16 protein-coding genes and 1 pseudogene are annotated in these 18,454 nt (G+C 66.8%); 11 read left to right on the forward strand and 6 right to left on the reverse strand.

Going from position 1 to position 18,454, the window contains the following annotated elements; genetic code table 11:
* The first annotated feature begins 80 nt into the window (after positions 1 to 80).
* From NRB20_RS28090 to NRB20_RS28125, 8 genes and pseudogenes are all read left to right on the forward strand, one after another.
* Positions 81 to 1,130, forward strand: a complete 1,050-nt coding sequence (locus tag NRB20_RS28090; protein ID WP_153414304.1) for an amidohydrolase family protein — start codon at positions 81 to 83, stop codon at positions 1,128 to 1,130.
* 40 nt (positions 1,131 to 1,170) lie between these two features.
* Entirely contained in the window at positions 1,171 to 2,484 is a 1,314-nt protein-coding gene (locus tag NRB20_RS28095) for a DUF3500 domain-containing protein (RefSeq protein ID WP_153414305.1), read from the forward strand.
* A gap of 42 nt (positions 2,485 to 2,526) precedes the next feature.
* Positions 2,527 to 3,522, forward strand: coding sequence for a 3,4-dihydroxyphenylacetate 2,3-dioxygenase (gene hpaD, locus NRB20_RS28100; RefSeq protein WP_153414307.1), 996 nt, complete (start codon positions 2,527 to 2,529; stop codon positions 3,520 to 3,522).
* A 194-nt stretch (positions 3,523 to 3,716) separates the two neighbouring features.
* A pseudogene (locus NRB20_RS28105) lies at positions 3,717 to 4,412 on the forward strand (RraA family protein); the annotation flags it as partial.
* Positions 4,412 to 5,197, forward strand: coding sequence for a 2-oxo-hept-4-ene-1,7-dioate hydratase (hpaH, locus tag NRB20_RS28110; RefSeq protein ID WP_153414311.1), 786 nt, complete (start codon positions 4,412 to 4,414; stop codon positions 5,195 to 5,197). The pseudogene NRB20_RS28105 and the gene hpaH, both read left to right, overlap by 1 nt.
* Positions 5,182 to 5,979 carry an HpcH/HpaI aldolase family protein gene (locus NRB20_RS28115; protein WP_319945497.1) on the forward strand — a complete coding sequence of 266 codons (798 nt, stop codon included), beginning with the start codon at positions 5,182 to 5,184 and terminating at the stop codon, positions 5,977 to 5,979. The genes hpaH and NRB20_RS28115 overlap by 16 nt, the downstream gene beginning before the upstream one ends.
* Positions 5,980 to 6,140: 161 nt before the next feature.
* A complete protein-coding gene (locus tag NRB20_RS28120; RefSeq protein WP_153414313.1) occupies positions 6,141 to 6,629 on the forward strand; it encodes a hypothetical protein in 489 nt (162 codons plus the stop codon).
* Between the two features lie 52 nt (positions 6,630 to 6,681).
* Positions 6,682 to 7,353, forward strand: a complete 672-nt coding sequence (locus tag NRB20_RS28125; RefSeq protein ID WP_153414315.1) for a hypothetical protein — start codon at positions 6,682 to 6,684, stop codon at positions 7,351 to 7,353.
* A 506-nt stretch (positions 7,354 to 7,859) separates the two neighbouring features.
* On the opposite strand, the gene NRB20_RS28130 is transcribed toward NRB20_RS28125, so the two are convergent.
* Positions 7,860 to 9,410, reverse strand: a complete 1,551-nt coding sequence (locus NRB20_RS28130) for an MFS transporter (protein ID WP_319945498.1) — start codon at positions 9,408 to 9,410, stop codon at positions 7,860 to 7,862.
* 74 nt (positions 9,411 to 9,484) lie between these two features.
* Between NRB20_RS28130 and NRB20_RS28135 the strand changes: the two genes are divergently transcribed.
* On the forward strand, positions 9,485 to 9,958 hold the full coding sequence (locus tag NRB20_RS28135; RefSeq protein ID WP_194290036.1) for a MarR family winged helix-turn-helix transcriptional regulator: 474 nt from the start codon (positions 9,485 to 9,487) through the stop codon (positions 9,956 to 9,958).
* 73 nt (positions 9,959 to 10,031) lie between these two features.
* Here NRB20_RS28135 and NRB20_RS28140 read toward each other — a convergent pair whose 3' ends face one another.
* The 3 genes from NRB20_RS28140 to NRB20_RS28150 form a co-directional block, all read right to left on the reverse strand.
* Positions 10,032 to 11,411 carry a lipase family protein gene (locus NRB20_RS28140; RefSeq protein ID WP_227833948.1) on the reverse strand — a complete coding sequence of 460 codons (1,380 nt, stop codon included), beginning with the start codon at positions 11,409 to 11,411 and terminating at the stop codon, positions 10,032 to 10,034.
* A gap of 130 nt (positions 11,412 to 11,541) precedes the next feature.
* Positions 11,542 to 12,909: a lipase family protein gene (locus NRB20_RS28145; protein ID WP_319945499.1), complete on the reverse strand. Its 1,368-nt coding sequence runs from the start codon at positions 12,907 to 12,909 to the stop codon at positions 11,542 to 11,544.
* Between the two features lie 630 nt (positions 12,910 to 13,539).
* Complete coding sequence (locus NRB20_RS28150) at positions 13,540 to 14,352, reverse strand: PIG-L family deacetylase (RefSeq protein ID WP_153414321.1); 813 nt, start codon at positions 14,350 to 14,352, stop codon at positions 13,540 to 13,542.
* Positions 14,353 to 14,469: 117 nt separating this feature from the next.
* Between NRB20_RS28150 and NRB20_RS28155 the strand changes: the two genes are divergently transcribed.
* Positions 14,470 to 15,426 (forward strand): RNA polymerase subunit sigma-70, encoded by a 957-nt coding sequence (locus NRB20_RS28155; protein WP_319945500.1) that lies wholly within the window; start codon positions 14,470 to 14,472, stop codon positions 15,424 to 15,426.
* A gap of 77 nt (positions 15,427 to 15,503) precedes the next feature.
* Positions 15,504 to 16,094: a maleylpyruvate isomerase family mycothiol-dependent enzyme gene (locus NRB20_RS28160; protein WP_153414323.1), complete on the forward strand. Its 591-nt coding sequence runs from the start codon at positions 15,504 to 15,506 to the stop codon at positions 16,092 to 16,094.
* A gap of 9 nt (positions 16,095 to 16,103) precedes the next feature.
* Here NRB20_RS28160 and NRB20_RS28165 read toward each other — a convergent pair whose 3' ends face one another.
* Complete coding sequence (locus tag NRB20_RS28165; RefSeq protein WP_227833949.1) at positions 16,104 to 17,432, reverse strand: MFS transporter; 1,329 nt, start codon at positions 17,430 to 17,432, stop codon at positions 16,104 to 16,106.
* A gap of 307 nt (positions 17,433 to 17,739) precedes the next feature.
* The gene (locus tag NRB20_RS28170; protein WP_153414327.1) at positions 17,740 to 18,402 is read right to left on the reverse strand and encodes a TetR/AcrR family transcriptional regulator; all 663 of its coding nucleotides are present in this window, start codon (positions 18,400 to 18,402) and stop codon (positions 17,740 to 17,742) included.
* Positions 18,403 to 18,454 lie beyond the last annotated feature (52 nt).

Raw genomic sequence — 18,454 nt, forward strand, 5'->3', positions numbered from 1 at the left:
TCGGGTGAGCGTTGTCACGCTTCGAAAAGTGTGTATGATTTCGAAAACAGTATCTTTATAGCAGACCGGGAGAGACCTGCATGACCGTCGTCGACATCAACATCCACCACCTGCCCGAGGACCTGTTCACCAACGAGGCGATGCTGAACGGCTTCCTGAACAGCGTTCCGCGCGGCTTCGGCGAGATCGCCCGCGTGGAGACCATGGACACGGGCAAGAAGCACATGATCCTCGAGAAGCCCGCCGGGCATCAGAACCTCAACTACGTCGAGGGCGACTATTCGGCCGAGGCCAAACTGGCCGTGATGAACGACGCGGGCGTCGACTACGGCATCATGCGCGTGCCGGTGTGGCAGGAGTGGCTGGGCCTCGAGACGTGTAAAGCCGTGAACGACAACGCCTTCGAGATCACCAAGCGCTCGGAGGGGCGGTTGTTCATGACCGCGTGCGTGCCGCCGTGGGGCGGTAAGGAGAACGTCTACGAACTCGAGCGCTGCGTCGGGGATCTGGGCGCGGTCGGGGTGCAGCTGGCCTGTCACTACGGCCAGCTCTACCTGGACGATCCGGTATTCGAGCCCTACCTGAAGGTCATCGAGAAGCTGAACATCCCGGTCATCGTGCACCACACGCCGCTGCCGGTGGAGTGGCGCTCGGTGATCGAGTACACCAACCTGCGCCGCGAATTCGGCCGCATCGTCGACCAGGCCACCGCTGTCGGTCGCGAACTGTTCAGCGGCATGTTCGACCGGATGCCCGGCCTGCGGTTCGTGCACACCATGCTCGGCGGCAACTGGTTCGCCAACCAGGCGCTGCTGACCCCGCACGTGTCGAACAAGAAGGAGTCGCTGGAGCGGCTGGATTCCACCGGCGGCAAGGAGATTCAGAACTTCATGGAGCGCAACATCTTCTTCGACCTGACCCACCCGCACTCCTGGGGCAAGGATCAGATCGAGTGCGCGATCAAGGTGCACGGCGCGGACCACTACATGTTCGGCTCCTCGTTCCCGGTGTTCTACGGCTGGATGAGCCAGGGCGTCAACTTCATGCAGAACGAGGTCGAGATCTCCGCCGAGCAGCGCGATCAGATCATGTACGGCAACGCCAAGCAGATGTTCAACCTGCCGATCTAGGCAGCCATCACGTACGGACCCAGCAATGAGGCAGAGGGCGATGAGTCAGGACATACCGCGGGACGACGCGGACATCGATGGTTTCTTCTCGACCGCGCGCACGGCGGGACGTGAAGCGGCAGTGGAACTTCCGGCCGGGGGATACAGGGAGTATCTGTTCGACCACGACGATCCGCACATCGCCCGGTTCCGTGGGATGACCTACGAGGAATTCGCGACGGACCGATATCTGTCCGCGGATTTCCTGCGGGATCTGCTCAGTGGCTGGGACGAACTGCTCGCCGAGCCGTTCGTCGGCGTCACCTCCGACGGGGTGGTCCGGGAGGGGCTCTACTCCCTCCCGCCCGCGCCCGCTACCGACGATGCCGAAGCGGTCGCGGCGGCGGAGAAAATGCTCGCACTGCTCGGCCCTGAGGAACGCGAGAAGTTCACCTATGCGGTGGGGGACAACGAATTCCGGGCCTGGAGCAATCCGGAGTTCGTCTTCCATCGGGTCGGTCTGCGGCTCGAGGATCTGGACGCGGCGGTCTCGGAGTCTTTCCTGGCGCTGGTCCGGGCTTCGCTGAGTGTGCAGGGGTACGAGCGCGTCCGGGAAGCCATGGCGCTCAACGGGTTTCTCGGTGAACTCGTGGATCTGCCGAAGATCATGAACGACCGGAGTTACTGGGCGGCGCTGTACGGCACGCCCGAGGTCGGCGGGGCGTGGGGGTGGCAGCTGTTCGGACATCACGTCGCGGTCAATTTCGTCTCGGTGGGCGGGCGGCACGTGGCCGCGCCGGTGTTCATCGGGGCCGAACCCGCGGTCTCGGACGGGGTGCGTCCGCCGATCTTCGAGGCACGCGAGCGGCTCGCGATCGAGCTCGCGTCCTCGTTGACACCCGAGCAGCGCGCGAAAGCCGTTGTCTATCAGTCGGTCCTGGATCCGGCGATGCCCGAGGGGCGGCTGCATCCGGCGGACGAACGACACGTCGCGGGGGCGTTCCGGGACAATCGCGTGGTGCCGTACGAGGGCATCCCGGCCGGTGAACTCGACGACGGGCAGCGAAAGTTGTTGCGCGCCATGGCCGAGGACTTCCTGCTGCTCCAGGACGCGCAACGCGCGCTCACCATGGCCGAGTTCGACGCGCACCTGGACGAGACCTGGTTCAGCTGGTACGGCGCGACCGACGGCACCCAGCCGACCTACCTGCGCATCCAGAGTCCGGTCTTCCTGGCCGAACTCGATCACCACGCGGGGGTGTGGCTGACCAATCGGCTGCCGGCCCGGTTCCACGTGCACAGCACCTTCCGGCTGCCCAACGGCAACGACTACGGGCGCGCCTATCTCGCCGAGTGGGCGTCGAAGTCCGATTGAACCGGGCGAATATCGACTGTCCTGCAACAGTTTTGGAGTATCATGCTACCTGTCACCAATCATGATCCGGCGTTTCGGATCACTCGGGCGAGCCATGTCACCATGGCCGTCACGGATCTGGCGAAGAGCCGGGATTTCTATCGCGATGCCGTCGGGCTGGTCGTCACCGAGGAGACCGACGACACCGTCTACATGCGTGGTCTGGAAGAAGCCGCGCATCACAGTCTGGTCCTGGAGCAGTCCGATACCGCTCAGGCGCGTCGCGTGGGGCTGCGGGTGCGGTCGGACGACGACATCCGGCTCGCCGAGAAGTTCTTCTCGGACAACAATATCGAGCATCAGCGGGTCGAACGCGCGTACCAGGGAGCGACCCTGCAATTCCGCGATCCGGTCGGCACGCTCATGGAACTCACCTCCGAGATGGCGGTGGCGCCGCGCCGGATGCAGCGCTACGACGAGTTCAAATCCGGTGCGCCGCAACGTATCGACCACTTCCAGGTGGTCACCTATGACGTGCGGAAGGCCACCGACTTCTGGACCGGGCTGGGGATGCGGATGTCGGAGTACACCGCCGAGGACGGCACCGACGAGCTGTGGGGCTCGTGGATGGAGATCAAGGGCAATACTCACGATCTGGTGTTCACCAACGGCCGGGGTCCGCGACTGCACCACTTCGCCTTCGCCGTGCCCGACGCCACCTCGCTGATCCATGCGGCGGATGTCGTTGGGGCACTGGGGTTCGGCAATGAGATCGACCGGGGTCCGGGGCGGCACGGAATCAGCAACGCCCTGTTCCTGTACCTGCGTGATCCGGACCAACACCGGGTCGAGCTGTTCAATACGCACTACCAGTTCATCGATCTGGAGACCCCGCCGATCCGCTGGGACGTCACCGATCCCCGACGTGCGCAACTGTGGGGGATGCCCGCCTCGCGGCGCTGGTTCTTCGAGGCCAGCGAGTTCCCGGACGAACCGGTGCGCGAACCGCTGCTGACGGCGAACCCGGACACTCTCGAGGATTACCTCGGCATCCATTGACGGCTCTTCGCCTGCGGGGGAAGGGGATTCGAGCTCGAGACGCGCCATCCGATCAATTCGACCGAACTATCGAAGGAAGTTGTCATGTACGACGGGCAACACGCTCACTGTCACCTCCCCGCCGTGAACCACGGGGTGATCCGATGACGACCGAGGCCGCGGACGTGGTGCGCCCGGCATCGAACGCACTGCCGAAAGCGTTGCGGGACAAGCTGATGCGCGCACCCGTCGCGGGTCTTTCGGCGCAACTGCGCAAGCGCGGGCTGAACAATGTGACGATCGAGGGCGTACGTCCCCTGCTACCGGGCGTGAAGATGGTGGGTACGGCGAGAACGCTGCGGTTCGTACCCAACCGGGAGGATCTGTTCGCCAGCCACGGCGGCGGGTACAACGCGCAGAAGCGGCTGTTCGACGCGGTCGGTCCGGGCGAGATCATCGTCATCGAGGCGCGCGGGGAGACCGGGGCGGGCACGCTCGGTGATGTGCTCGCGCTGCGCGCACACGTCGCGGGTGCGGCCGGAATCGTCACCGACGGTGGTGTGCGCGATATCGAAGCTGTTGCGGCCGTGGGTATTCCGGTGCATGCCGCCGGTGCGCATCCGGCGGTGCTGGGACGTAAGCACGTCCCCTGGGACAGCGATCTGACGATCGCTTGCGGCGGCACCACGATCCGACCCGGGGACATCGTGGTAGGCGATGACGACGGTGTGATCGTGGTGCCACCGGCCATGGCCGAGGATGTGGTGGACGAGGCGCTCGCCCAGGAGGACGAGGACGCCTGGATCGCCACGCAGGTCGCCGCCGGACATCGCGTCGAAGGACTGTTCCCGCTGAATGCGCAGTGGCGCAACAAGTATGAGCAGTCACGCGCCGAGGAGCCGAACCGCTGATGCTGCTTGCCGAGACGATCACCACCCTCGCCGACGAACTGGCCGAGGCCGGACGCGCCCGCGGCACCGTCCCGCGCATCACCGCCCGCTATCCGGACGCCACCATCGAGGATTCCTATGCGATCCAAGGGGTTTGGCGCGATCGCAATATCGCCGACGGGCGTCGCCTGGTCGGCCGCAAGATCGGCCTGACCTCGCGGGCGATGCAGGCCGCCACCGGCATCACCGAACCCGACTACGGCGTGATCTTCGACGACACGGTATGGGAGAACGGCGCGGTCGTCCCCTTCGACGACTTCTCGAATGTCCGCATCGAGGTCGAACTCGCCTTCGTGCTGGCTGAGCCGTTGCGCGGGCCGGACTGCACGGTGTTCGATGTGCTGCGCGCAACCGAATTCGTCACTCCCGCACTGGAAATCCTCAATTCGCACATCGAACTCGAGGATCGCACGATCGTCGACACCATAGCCGACAACGCCGCCTACGGCGGACTCGTGCTCGGCGGCAATCCGGTCGCGCCGCGCGATGTCGACCTGCGCTGGGTGTCGGCGCTGCTGTATCGCAACGAGACCATCGAGGAGACCGGCGTCGCGGCCGGGGTGCTGAACCATCCGGCGACCGGCGTCGCGTGGCTGGCCGACAAACTGCATCAGCACGACGCGCAGATCGGTGCGGGGGAGATCATCCTCGCCGGATCGTTCACCCGGCCGGTGTGGATTCGGCGCGACGACACCGTGCTGTGTGACTACGGACCGATGGGAACCATCTCGTGCCGCTTCCGCTGAACCCCACTCTCCGTGACGTTCTCGCCGCGCGCACGCGTCCCCTGGCGGGGATGTGGGTGTGCTCGGGCAGCCCGCTGATCGCCGAGATCTGCGCGGGCAGCGGTCTGGACTGGCTGCTGATCGATATGGAACACGGGCCCAACGGCCTGGAATCGGTTCTGGCGCAACTACAGTCGATCGCCGTGTATCCGATCACGCCGGTCGTGCGGGTCGCGTCGGATGATCCGGTGCACATCGAACAGGTACTCGATCTCGGTGCGCAGAATCTGTTGGTACCCATGGTGTCCTCCGCCGAACAGGCTCGCCGGATCGTCGAGGCGACCCGGTATCCACCATGCGGCCGCCGCGGCGTCGGGTCGGCGCTGGCGCGTTCGGCGCGCTGGAACCGGGTCGAGGGGTATCTGACCGACGCGGAATCCCATGTGTCGCTGTACGTTCAGGTCGAGACGATCGACGCGGTCGCGGTCGCGGGGGATATCGCCGCGGTCGACGGCATCGACGGTGTATTCGTCGGGCCGTCGGATCTGGCCGCCTCGATGGGGCTGCTCGGACAGCAGGCCCATCCGGATGTCGTCGCGGCTGTGCTGCGTGCGTTCGAAGCGGTGATTGCTCAGGGAATTCCCGTGGGGGTCAACGCATTCGACCCCGCCGTTGCCGATGCGTACCTGGCCGAAGGCGCGGCCTTCGTTCTCGTCGGGGCCGATGTGGCACTGCTGGCACGCGGTTCGGAGGCATTGGCGGCCCGATTCATCACCGAATCGTGGGCAACAGACTCGGCGTGACGCCGAGCGCAGCGGGCAGGCGTCGGCTGCATCGCCGAGATCCGTTGCCGAACAGGCGCATTCGAACGTGACCCGATCGGGCGGGTCGCGGGTCGAGCGGCGCAGATTTCCCGGCCGGACCGGGTCGGGAACAACAGGAAAACACGAGATCGAGGAAACTCATGAACACTCTCACCCGAGCCGGGACGTTGGCTGCCCTCGCGGTGGTCGCGACCGCGGCCGCTGGTGGCATCGCCGCCGCCGCACCCGCGGCTCCGTCGGCGGTGGTCAACGCCGCCGAAACCCCTTCCACCCCAACCGAACAGGACCGTAGCGCGGCGATCGACGCTGCGGTCGGCGCGGTCAGCAACGCCTTCAACAACGGTGCCAACGACGGCAAGTTGTTCGGCGGTGCGCTCGGCGCCGCGGTCGGCTGTCCGGTCGGCGCGATCACCGGCGGCACCCTGACCGTGCTGACCACGGCCGGGACGCTCACCCCGATCGGCGTCGTCGGCGGCTGCCTGCTCGGCGGCGTCACCGGCGGCGGTCTGGGCACCCTGGTCGGCGGCGCGATCACCGGCATTCCGCCGCTGGTCGGCACCGCCACCGATCAGTACAACCAGTTGCACGCCAAGGGATTCGTCTCCGCCCCGCTGCCCGCCGCGCAGTAGAAACCCGGCTTCGGCCGCACCTCCATCACGATGAAGTGAGGATTCGATCACCATGAAATACACCACCGCGGGGACAACGGTCACCGCACTCACAGCCGTGGCCGTCGCGTTCGCCGCGGGCTCGGCACACGCCGACACCTCCACCGCCGCGGATCCCGGCACCGTGGGTGTCGCGGTCGCGCCGGGCGTCCAGTTCACCGGTTCGACCACGGACAACTCGTCGATGCTGACCACCCCCGTCGGGACGGTCGCGATGCACGGCGCACAGGTCTCGGTCCAGAACACCGCGCAGCAGCAGCTGCTCGGCACGCCGCAGCACACCGCGGCGAGCGATCCGGCCGCGCCCGCCTCGGTTCCGGCGGCCGCACCCACACCGCCCGCCGCCACCGGCAACGTGCTCGCCGACGTGCACACCGCCTGGCAGCAGGCCGGCGCCTACACCGGCCTCGCGGCCGGAATCGGCGGTATGGCAGGCAGTTTCGCCGGTGCGGCCGTCGGCTGCCCCGTCGGTGCGGTGACCCTGGGCAGCATGGTCACCGTCATGTCGGCCGCAGCGCTGACCGTCCCCGGCGTGATCGGCGGCTGCATGGCCGGCGGCGCCATGGGCGCGGCAGTCGGCGGCATGCTCGGCGCGGGTGCCGTCGGCATCCCGGTCGGCGTGGCCGTCACCGTGGACAAGTACAACCGGATGCAGGCCCAGCGCGCCGCAGGCCCGCACAGCTGACCTTTCCGGCTTCGGCCGCATAGTGAGCGAGGTGGCACCGCAACAGCGGTGCCACCTCGTGGTGTTTCGGGGTCGGCGTGCAGCACCAGCACTTCGCGACGTCGGTCGGCATACCGCAGCGTGAGCAGGCTCGAGTAGCTGCCGCGTCGAGAGACTCCGGATCTGAGACGAAATCCGTTCTCGTGCAACGTGACGAACTGTCCGGCCTGATCGATGCCGAGATCCGATAACTGATGGCGATCGGCTCGGTGAGTACCTACGGCGTGGATTCACCCAGCGGGCGGCACTCCTGCGACGAATCCGAGTCGGAGGAGTGCCGCCATAGTGAATTCCGTTGGCCGACAGTCGATTAGACCGTTGTGGTGGCCTCCAATGGGATCGTGTTGATCGAACCCGGCGGTCGGCATCGGTGATCCGGATATCCGCCGGTAGTCGCGATTCGGGCCGGTCAGGGACAGCGCGAAGCCCGGGTCCGGACGACCGGACCCGGGCTGCACACTCGGGAACTACATGCGGGTTCTGCGGATGCCGATCAGGGTCAGGGCGATGATCGCGGCCAGGAGCATGCCGATGCCGGCGATCAATGCGCAGGTGTGCAGGGCGTCGCTGAAGCTCAGGCCGTAGGCGGCGTGGGCGAGGCCGGTGCTGTGGCCGTCCTTCAGGTGCAGGAACGCGCCGGCTTGGATGCCGGCCTTGGAGACGATGCCCGTGACCATGCCCTGATCGCGGGCGGCCAGGCCGGAGGCGGCGAGGTGGCCGGGCAGGGTGTGCAGGAGTCGATCGGTCAGGACGACGCCGAAGACCGCCGGGCCCAGTGCGCTACCGATCTGGCGCAGCGCGCTGTTCGCCGCGCCCGCGGTACCGGCCCGCTGCGGCGGGACGCTGTTGACGGCGATCGTGGTGATCGGGGCCAGCGCCAGCGCGATCCCCAGACCGAGCAGCCCGATGACCAGTACTGCGACGCCGGTGCTGGTGTCGGGGCGGAAGGAGGTCATGCACAGTGCCGCGACCCCACCGATCACCAGACCCGCGAGCAGAACCAGCCCGGGAGTGAGCCGATACATCATCCGGCCGAGGGCGGGGCCGAGCACGACCGCGAAACCGTTCAGCGCGATCAGCAGCACCCCGATATAGAGCGTCGAATCGTGCCGCACCAGGCCGAAATACTCACTCAGCGTGAAGACGAGTCCGACCTGCGCGAACAACGTGATCGTCATGACCAGCGCCGCACCGGAGAACGCGGCCGACCGGAACAGCCGAACCTCGAACATCGGGTTGGCGGAACGCAATTCGACCACCACGAAGGCGGGCAGCGCCAGCACCGCCACCACGAAGGCGATGATCGCGGCCGGCGTACCCCAGCCGGACGCGCCGCCCTGGATGACGCCGAACACCAGACCCGTGAGCCCGAGGATCGCCAGCAGCTGTCCGGGAATGTCGAGGTGACGGGTGCGCTCGACCTGCGATTCGGTCAATCCGACGATCGCGACGATCAGGGTCGCGGCGCAGAGCACGAGTTCGGGCAGGAAGATCCAGCGCCACGCGGCGTGTTCGGCGATGAGTCCGCTGAACACCGGTCCGAGCGTCAGGCCCAGCCCGAGCGAACCCGTCCACAGCGCGATGCCGGTCGCGCGGCTGCGATGATCCGGGCGGGTGTGGCCGACCAGTGCCAGCGTCGTGGGAATCATTGCGGCCGTACCGATTCCGGACAGCACCGATCCCACGTAGATCTGCGGGACGCTGTTCGCGGTGAGGCATACGACCCAGCCGACACACGACAGTGCCATCGCGCCCAGGTAGATCTTCTTGCGCCCGAACCGCTCACCGAGCGTGCCGAAACTCAGCACCAGCACCGCCGTCGGCAGAATGTAGGTATCGGTGATCCATTGAAGTTGGCTGGTCGAGGCGTGCAGCCCGGCCCCCAGGATCGGTAGCGCCGCCGACACGCCGACGAGCGGCAGATAGGAAACGAACGCGCCCAGGCACGCCAGGGCGAGAGTGAGCCCGCCCCGGGTCGGCGTCGATGTAACTGTCGTTGCGGTACTCGGGTTGACCACGCTGTGCTCCCTGCCACTCCCATAGTGGATATGTGTACGAAATCATACGCACTATGCTGGATAGCATGTCAAGCGTGAGTGAAAAAGCAGAAGAGCTCGAGGAGCGACTCGTCTTCGACGATCAGCTGGCGGACGTCATGGACGCGATCAACAATGTCGCCCGCAAACTGGCTCTGCGTGGACAGGACATCCGCGAGATCCGCGAGGCCGTTCCGCTCACGGGTACCGAGGTGGAGGTGCTCCGGGAGGTGCTGCGCAGCCCCGGCGCCACGCCCACCCAGATCGCCGCGGCCACCGGGCTGCGGCGCAGCAATGTCAGCGCCGCGGTGCGGGTGCTGGAATCCCGGGACTTCATCACCAAGGAACAGAGCGCGGAGGACGCGCGATACGTGCGGCTGACGGCCACCGAATTCGCGATCGAGAGTACGCAGAGCGTGCGGGCGCTGTGGGTGCGGCGGCTGCGGGCGGCGGTGCCCGAGGAGTTGCTCGAGCAGACCGTGACGTTCCGGGAGACGCTGATGGCGCTGGATCAAGCGCTGCGTCGATGAATCATGTTGTCATACAACAGAATACGCACGAGGGACCGACCGCGGTGGTCGGTCCCTCGTGCGGTGCGCCGGGCTAACGCACGGCGGGGCATTCGTTCGGCGCGGTGTCACCGTGCAGCCGGGCGTCGATCCAGCCGGTGGCACCGCCGACCCCGTTGAGCATCGCGGAGACGTGATCGCCCGGGACCGTACGGAATTCGGCGCTCACACCCAGTCCGCACTGGCGGCGGTACATCTCGCGCGGGCCCGCGATCGGGATCCAGAAATCGTTGTCGCCGTGGTAGATGTACAGCGGGACAAGGGATTTGCGGTCGGTCAGATCGGTGAGGCGTTCGATGCGGGTGGCGATGCCGCTCTCCAGCGGATGCGCGATGTTCGCCGCCACGTCGATCGGGATGCCGACCGCGCCGAGCGGACCGTCGGCCTCCCCGCAGATGTCCTTGAGCGGGGAGATCGCCGCCCACTGGGCGAGATTGTTCATGTACCGCAACATCTCCGGATGTTCCCGCGACATCGCCAACGTCACCGACAGCAGGATGCCCGAGGCGCTGTGCCCGTTGAACACGTGCGCCACCGCGCCGTAATCGGTGACCAGACCGCCGATCGCCGCACCCGCCAGAGAGCCGCTGAGGTCCGGGGCGTACTCGTGTTCGAGCATGGCCGTGGCGTAGGAGGCGATCGCACCGCCGGAGTAGCCGGTCACCGCGTAGCGGCTGTCGCGGAACTCCGCGGGGTACTGCGAGCGCACGGCCCGAATGGAATCGAGAGTCACATGTCCGGCGACGGTCGGCTCCGCGTACGCCATGTACGGGCCCTCGTGATCGGGGATGAGCACGGCCTGGCCCTTGTTCAGCGCGTCGGAAACCCACGGCAGGAAGACGTTGATGCCGTTGTTGGTGCGTACGCCGTGCGCGATCGTGTAGCCGGGCGTGCACTTCACGCCGAGGGCGTTGATCGGCATGGTGTTCACGTCCACCGGGCGGGGTCCGGGGCCGGTCCACTTCGCGGTCGGCGCCAGCAGCGTCGCGGTGCCGAACGACGGCGCGCCGCTCGCGGAGGTGGTGCGGAACTTCAGCAGGACCGCGCGCGAGAGCGGGGCGGTGAACAGCGGGGCCGCGTTCGCGGTGATGTCCCAGGTCTGGATCGACTGGCCCGGACGCAGCCCGGCCAGGCCGGTGGGCCAGGCGTCGAAGGTCGGATCCCCGGTCGGCGTGGGCAGGATCGACTGCCACAGCGCCGATTCCGCGGTGCCCGGATCCTGTTGCGGCGCGGCGGGAAGTTGCGGTTGCGGAACGTTGCGATCGATCCATTTCTGCAACGGGGACGAGGCCGCATTGTCCGGCTCGGCCGAGAACGGCGGTTTACCGGATCCGTCGTCCGCGTACGCGGGTTGTGCCGTCAGGACGGTACAACCCGCGAGCAGAGTGATCACAGTCAGTATCAGGGTTTTCAAACCAGCATCCTTGTTTCCGAGTGCCGCATAGTTGTACGCCCTTGTACATCGGTATTCGTCGGTACACCCGCGCACCGAAAGTTCGTGTGGGCAGGAGTATTTCGCTGTGCGTGACGGAACGACGGACGCGTCAGTGCGCCGGACATTCGTTGGGTGCGGGCTCGCCGTGCAGGCGGGCGGCGAGCCAGTCGTTCAGGCCGGGATATCCGGTGAGGAAGCCGATCAGATGTTCGCCGGGGACGTCGCGGAATACCGCGGGCACCCCCTTGGCGCACTGCTGCTGATACATCTTCGCGGCGTCCTCGATCGGCAGCCACCAGTCCAGTCCGCCGTGGTAGATGTACAGCGGCACAGCGGATTTGCGGTTGGTCAGATCCAGTTGCGCGTACATCTTCTCGGCGTACGGGCTGTTCAGCGGGTCGCCGACGTTCGCGGCGATATCGATCGGGAAGCCGACCACGCCGAGCGGTCCGTCCGCGTCGCCGCAGATGTCCTTGATCGGTGAGGTCGACACCCACTGGGCGAGATGATTCATGTACTGCAACATGTCCGGGTGTTCGCGCGTCATCGCCATCACCACCGACAGCAGAATGCCGGATTCGATATTGCCGTTGAAGCGGTGCGCGACGTCGCGGTAATCGGCGACCAGACCGCCCGCCGCCGCGCCGACGAGAATATCCTTCAGGTCGGGCGCGTATTCGTTCATCAGCATCGCGGCGGCGTAGGCGGCGATCGCGCCACCGGAATATCCGTTGACGGTGAAACGGCTCGAGCCGAATTCATCCGGTGCGTTATTACGTACGGCGCGAATGGAATCGAGCATCACATGTCCGGCGATGTTCGGCTCCGCGTACGCCATCCGCGGCCCCTCGTGATCGGGCAGCACGACCGCGTAACCCTGGTTGAGCGCGGACCACACGGTGGGCAGGAATACCGCCAGATCGGTGTTCGGCTTGTCGAATACCCCGTGCGCCATCGTGTAACTCGTGGTGCAGTGCGCGCCGAGCGAGTTGATCGGCAGCGCGTTCACCTGCACGCCCCGGGTGCCCGGTCCGTTCCACTTGGCCGCCGGGATGATCAGCGTCGCGGTGCCGAACGAGGGCGTCCCGGTCGCCGAGGTGGTCCGGAACTTCAGCAGCACCGCGCGCTGGATGGGCACCACCACGAGCGGGGCCGTGGTGGCGGTGACATCGCGGACGGCCAGGATCTGACCGGGCTTGGCGGCGGTCAGATCGGCCGGCCAGGCGTCGAACATCGGATCCCCGGTCGGCGGCGACAGCACACCCCGCCACAGCGTCGTGAGCTGATCCGCACCGCTGTGCGGTAACGCCGGCACGGTGTTGTCGATCCACTGTTGCAGCGGCGTGGGCCCAGCGGTGCCGGGCATCGGCGCGGTGGGATTGATCTGCGGTCCGGGATCGGCATGCGCCGACTGTGCCGCTACGGAAGTACAACCGACCAGCGTCGCGGTAACCGCCGCTGCCAGTAACGCTTTCACAACGAATCCTCGCATCGAAATACTCGGTTCGGGCGAACCTCCCCGAGTATCGGCCCCCGACACCGTTTTCCACGAATCCGCACCACATCTCTGTGACCGATTCGGCATCCACCCCACCCACCTTGTGCCGAATCCCAACCCCCACTCCGCGGTTACTGTAGGCCCCTCCATCCGTGCGGGGACATTCCTTGTGCCAGTGCACGATTCGAGCTAGGGTGCGCGATTCGGTCGAATCGGACGGGCGTGAAAACGGTTGCCGCCGACGTTGTTTCCGTGGCGTTGCGGCATGGCTGTGCGCGTCGCGGGATATGCCGATCCCTACGAAAGCCGGACCGGTTGTCGTGGAATCCCGAGTCACATATGACCTTTGGTGGACCGAATTCGGAGACAGGTCCACTCGTCGTCGGAATGCCTCGGGCGATATTCCGGGCAGCTGTGTGCCCGGGTTCCGGAATGGCGGGAATGCTCTTTCCGCGCAACAGGTTCCGGCGTTCGAGGTCGTCTTCGGCCAGGATCGGGCCCATGGAGGCGGCCGCTCGATGGCGTACAGATCTCAGCGTCGATGCCACTGACGCAGCAGGAAAGAGCCCGGCCTCTCACGGGCCGGGCTTCATTCGCGTCGGGTAACGCTCAGCGCAGACCGGCGAAGAGGTCGGTTTCGTGGTCGGGGGCGTCGGGGGTGCGGTTGAGTTGGCGGGTGAAGCTTTCGGTGCCGAAGAACAGCTGTTGCAGGTCGGTGGGCATTTGCAGGAAGGGGACGCTGTCGCTTTGGCTGGCGTGGGCTTCCAGGGCCTTGACCTTGCGTTGGGCGTGTTCGGAGACGTCGATTACGGCGGTGATCCGGTCCATAGGGGTGCCGAAATCCGCCGGTGGCTCGAGGTCGGTGAGGCCGCGGGCGCGTAGTTCGGCGAAGACCTCGAAGGAGGCTTCGCGGGGGATGGCGGTGTAGTAGAGCTTGGCGGGGATGCCGGTTTCGGTGGTGGCGGCGACGGCGATGCGGTTGGCCTGGATGTGGTCGGGGTGGCCGTAGTTGCCGTTCTCGTCGTAGGTGAGCACGACCTGGGGGCGGTAGTGGCGGATCAGGTCGGCCAGGCGGGCGGCTGCCTGGTCCACCGGAATGTTGGTGAAGGCTTCGGGATCGTTGTTGCCGTCCCAGCCGTCCATACCCGAATCGCGGTAGCCGAGCAGTTCGACGTGTTCGATACCCAGCAGCGCCGCGGACTCCTGGAGTTCGGAAAGGCGTTGTGCGCGTACGGCATTCGGGTCGTGACCGGGCTCGCCGGGTTTGATGCCGCCCGGGGCGTCGCCCTGCTCGCCGTTGGTGCAGGTCACCAGGACGGTCCGGATACCCTCGGCGGTGTACCGCGCGAAGACCCCGCCGGTGCTGATCACCTCGTCGTCGGGATGGGCGTGTACGGCCATGATCGTGAGTTGTTCGGCCATGGGTCCCCCTCTGCGTATGCTCGGCGATTCGGTCCCTGTCACTCTACGAACGAACACCGACAGATCCGCTCTGATTCCGCGCGCAGCGGAATCGCGACGGCTGGGTAGCATGGCCGGGTGAGCGCATCACCGGGGCAGGTGGGGGTGGATTCCGAGGCACTCGAGGCATTGCGGATTCCGCTCACCGGCTACTGCTATCGGCTGCTCGGTACGGCCGCCGACACCGATGACGCGGTGCAGGAAACGCTGATTCGCGCCTTCACCCGCGCGGCCACCTACGATCCGAGCCGGGCCCGCCTGTCGACCTGGGTGCACGCCATCGCCACCAACGTCTGCCTGGACATGTTGCGCTCGGCGCGGCGGCGCATGCTGATCTGGGAAGGCCCGTCGGCGCGCGATTTCGACCCGGACGCCGTACTACCGGACCGGTGGCTGGATCCGATGCCCGACAGTCGCCTCATCGATACCGAGGACCCCGCAGAACTGGCCGTACAACGCGAATCGGTGCGCCTGGCCTTCATCGCCGCCCTGCAACATCTACCCCCGCGCCAACGCGCGGTACTGGTCCTGCGCGACGTGCTGGCCTTCACCGCCGCCGAAACCGCCGACATGCTGGGCGTCAGCACCGCCGCGGCGAACAGCGCGCTGCAACGCGCCCGCGGCACCCTGGCCACCGCGCGCACGTCGGCATCCCGGCCCAATCTCGACCCCGCCGACGCCGATCTACTCGGCCGCTACATCGCGGCCTTCGAGAATCACGACGTCGCGGCGCTGACCGCCGTACTGCGCGCGGATGCCGAATCGGGGATGCCGCCGTTCGCCTGGCGGATCAGCGGCCGCGACGATGTGGTGCGGATCTTCGCCTCGAGCGACGCGTGCGCCGGGGACCGGATGGTGCCGGTCCGGATGAACGGCAGCACCGGCGTGGGCCAGTACCGTCCCGACGCCGAGGGCGTGCCGCGGCCCTTCGCGCTGGTTTCGGTGCACGCGCGCGAGGGCCGGGTCGCGCAGCTGGTCACCTTCCTGGGCAGCGGCGCGCGGTTCGCCGAATTCGGGCTGCCCGAGAGAATCTGATCGCGCACCGATTATTTCCGGTCGTCCCGGTCGTAACAGTGATGACCACTCGTTATCCGACCGGAAGGAATCGGCACATGACCGACGATCTCACCCCCGAACGCGAGCACACGATCGCCGAACGCGAACGTCTCGCCGAGCTGCTCGCCGGACTGTCCCCGGCGCAATGGGCAGTGCCCTCACTGTGCGAGGGGTGGCGAATTCGCGAGGTCGTCGCGCATATGACCATGCCCTACCGGACCAAACCGCTGTCGTTCCTCACCGGATTGATCGCCGCGCGGTTCTCCTTCAACCGCTATGCGGACCGGGCCGCGCACCGTGACACCACCCGGCTCTCGGACCCCGAACTGCTCGCCGCCCTGCGGGACAACGTGCGGCACCCGTGGCGTCCGCCGGGCGGTGGTGCGGTGGGCGCGCTGAGCCACGACGTCATCCACGGCCTCGACATCACCGAACCCCTGGGCCTGCCGTCCGCACCACCGGAACGCATCGCCATGGTCCTGAACGGTTCGACTCCGAAGTCCTTCGCCTACTTCGGCACCGATCTGACCGGACGGCAACTGCGCGCCTCCGATGCCGAGGTCGTACTCGGCTCGGGGACGCCGATCACCTTGTCCGCCAAGGATATTCTGCTCACCGTCACCGGGCGCCGCCCGCTGCCGCGGTGACATCGCCGATCAGACCCGGGCGGTGGGCACCCCGAGTTCGGTGAGCGGGGTCCGGTAGGTTTCGCGGGCGGTGAACGCCGCACCGGCGGACAGGGCGCAGGCGACGGCGACCAGAATCGCGACCGGAAGCCAGTGCGTGCGGCTGTTCCCGACGAGCGTCCACGCGATCGTCGGCGCGAAACCCGCCAGGGCGAAACCGATCTGGGTGCCGATCGCCATGCCGGACAACCGAACCCGGGTCGCGAACATCTCGGCGTAGAAGGTGGGCCACACGGCATTCGGCGCGCTGTAGCAGACGCCGATCAGCAGCAGCGCCGTCAGATAGATCAGCGCGGTACTGCCGGACATGATCGCGGTGAAGTAGACGAAGATCATCACGCCGCTGCCGAGCACGCCGCCGATGAAGACCGGCCGCCGCCCGATCCGGTCGGCGAGGATCGCCCAGAGCGGCTGCGTGATCAGCGCGAGGATATTGGCCGACACCGCGACCAGCAGCATGGTGGTCTTGGAGACCCCGACCGCGTGTCCGGTGGCGAAGGCCAGGCCGAAGACCGCGAACACGGTGCTGACCACCGCGATGAACGCACACAGCACGACCCGCAGCAGATCCGCGGACTGGGTCCGGAGCAGCAGTGCCACAGGGTATTTCGCGATATCGTCGTTGCGCTGCTCGGCCTGGAACACCTCGGGCTCCTCGAGCCGCCGCCGCACGACGTAGGCGAGTACCACCACGACCAGGCTGCACCAGAACGGAATTCGCCAACCCCAGCTCAGCAACTGGCTGTCGGGCAGATCCGCCACGGCCAGGAACACCACCGTCGCGAGGATGAATCCGGCCTGGGTGCCGGTGAGCGTCCAGCTGGCGAAGAAGGCGCGCCGGCCCGCGGGGGCGTGTTCCATGGTCAGCGAGCCCGCGCCGCTCTGCTCTCCGGCCGCCGAAATGCCTTGCAGCACACGCAATATCACCAGCAGGACGGGCGCGAGCACACCGGCGGTGTGATAGGAGGGCAGGCAGCCGATGAGGGTGGTCGCGGAACCCATGCACAGCACGGTCAGCAGCATGATGCGTTTGCGCCCGACCCGGTCGCCGAAGTGGCCGAGGATCACCGCGCCGATCGGGCGCGCGATGTACGCGACGCCGAAACTGGCCAGGGACAGCAGCGTTCCGGTGGCCGGGTTCGTCGACGGGAAGAAGACCTTGCCGAACACCAGCGCCGCCGCCGAGGCATAGATGTAGAAGTCGTAGTACTCGAGGGTGCTGCCGAGGAAACTGGCGATCGCGGCCCGGGTGGCCCGCGGCGCGGGCGGCCGGTGCTGCGCGTCGACGGTGGCGTGCATATCCAACTCCTGATCCATTTACGTTGTGCCGCAGTGTCATTGCGCTGCGGTGCAACGCGCTCGTGCGGTTCGGCCGCGGTGCGGACTCGTCTCCGGGTGGCCGCGGCTGGGTGCGCCTGACCGGCTCGGGCCTGCTGCGAGGTGGCAGACCGTGTTCGCGATGCAAACATGTGTTCGTCATGCGAGCGTAAGAACTGTAACCCGGGTCACGCCGGTGTCGCAATAGTATTAACCAAATAGTTCATAAAGGCGAGAGGCGGGCCCTCTGTGTTCGCTTCGGAGCGGGTGCGTCGCTGCGGGGGAGGGGTCAGTCGGCCCGCGTCAGCAGGAAGCTCACGACCACGTCGCCCAGCATCGTGCGCAGGTGTTCGCGCAGGTCGGGCGCGGTCAGATCGCGATCGAACAGGGCGTGGAAGGTGTACTGGTTGGCGATGCGGAAGACGCAGTAACTGCTGATCAGCATGTGGATGTCCAGGGCGTCGACATCGGTGCGGAACAGGCCCGCGTCCTGTCCCTGGCGCAGGATGTGGGTCAGCAGGTCGACCGCCGGCGCGCCGAGTCCGGTCAATGCCGGTGAACGCCGGATGTGCTCGCCGCGCAGAATGTTCTCGTTCGCCACCATCCGGATGAACTCGGGATGCTGCTCGTGATGGTCGAAGGTGAGCTCCGCGACCGCGCGGATCGCGGCGATCGGTTCGAGTCCGGAGATGTCGAGCGTCTGCTCCAACTCGCGGATCAACCGGTACGAGCGTTCGAGAACGGCCTGGTAGAGCGTCTCCTTGTCGGTGAAGTAGTAGTAGATCATCCGTTTGGTGGTGTGCGTGCGCTGCGCGATATCGTCCACGCGCGCACCGGAATAGCCCTTGTCGGCGAATTCGGCGGTGGCGACGTCGAGGATGTCCTCGCGGGTGAGGTCCTTGTTGCGCCGCCGCTTCGGGGTGGGCTCGGTATCCGTGCGGTCGGGCGACATTCGGTCACTGTATCCGGCGTCGATCCGAGATCCGTCGGGCACTGTCGCGAAT

The organism is Nocardia macrotermitis (assembly GCF_009604405.1).
Taxonomy (GTDB): Bacteria; Actinomycetota; Actinomycetes; order Mycobacteriales; family Mycobacteriaceae; genus Nocardia; species Nocardia macrotermitis.

Excerpts from the sequence above, each read along its gene's own strand:
- NRB20_RS28150 (WP_153414321.1), bottom strand. The coding sequence starts at position 14,352 with ATGGCCGAACAACTCACGATCATGGCCGTACACGCCCATCCCGACGAC.
- NRB20_RS28165 (WP_227833949.1), bottom strand. The coding sequence starts at position 17,432 with ATGCACGCCACCGTCGACGCGCAGCACCGGCCGCCCGCGCCGCGGGCC.
- NRB20_RS28095 (WP_153414305.1), top strand. The coding sequence starts at position 1,171 with ATGAGTCAGGACATACCGCGGGACGACGCGGACATCGATGGTTTCTTC.
- NRB20_RS28120 (WP_153414313.1), top strand. The coding sequence starts at position 6,141 with ATGAACACTCTCACCCGAGCCGGGACGTTGGCTGCCCTCGCGGTGGTC.
- hpaH (WP_153414311.1), top strand. The coding sequence starts at position 4,412 with ATGCTGCTTGCCGAGACGATCACCACCCTCGCCGACGAACTGGCCGAG.
- NRB20_RS28160 (WP_153414323.1), top strand. The coding sequence starts at position 15,504 with ATGACCGACGATCTCACCCCCGAACGCGAGCACACGATCGCCGAACGC.
- hpaD (WP_153414307.1), top strand. The coding sequence starts at position 2,527 with ATGCTACCTGTCACCAATCATGATCCGGCGTTTCGGATCACTCGGGCG.
- NRB20_RS28090 (WP_153414304.1), top strand. The coding sequence starts at position 81 with ATGACCGTCGTCGACATCAACATCCACCACCTGCCCGAGGACCTGTTC.
- NRB20_RS28125 (WP_153414315.1), top strand. The coding sequence starts at position 6,682 with ATGAAATACACCACCGCGGGGACAACGGTCACCGCACTCACAGCCGTG.
- NRB20_RS28170 (WP_153414327.1), bottom strand. The coding sequence starts at position 18,402 with ATGTCGCCCGACCGCACGGATACCGAGCCCACCCCGAAGCGGCGGCGC.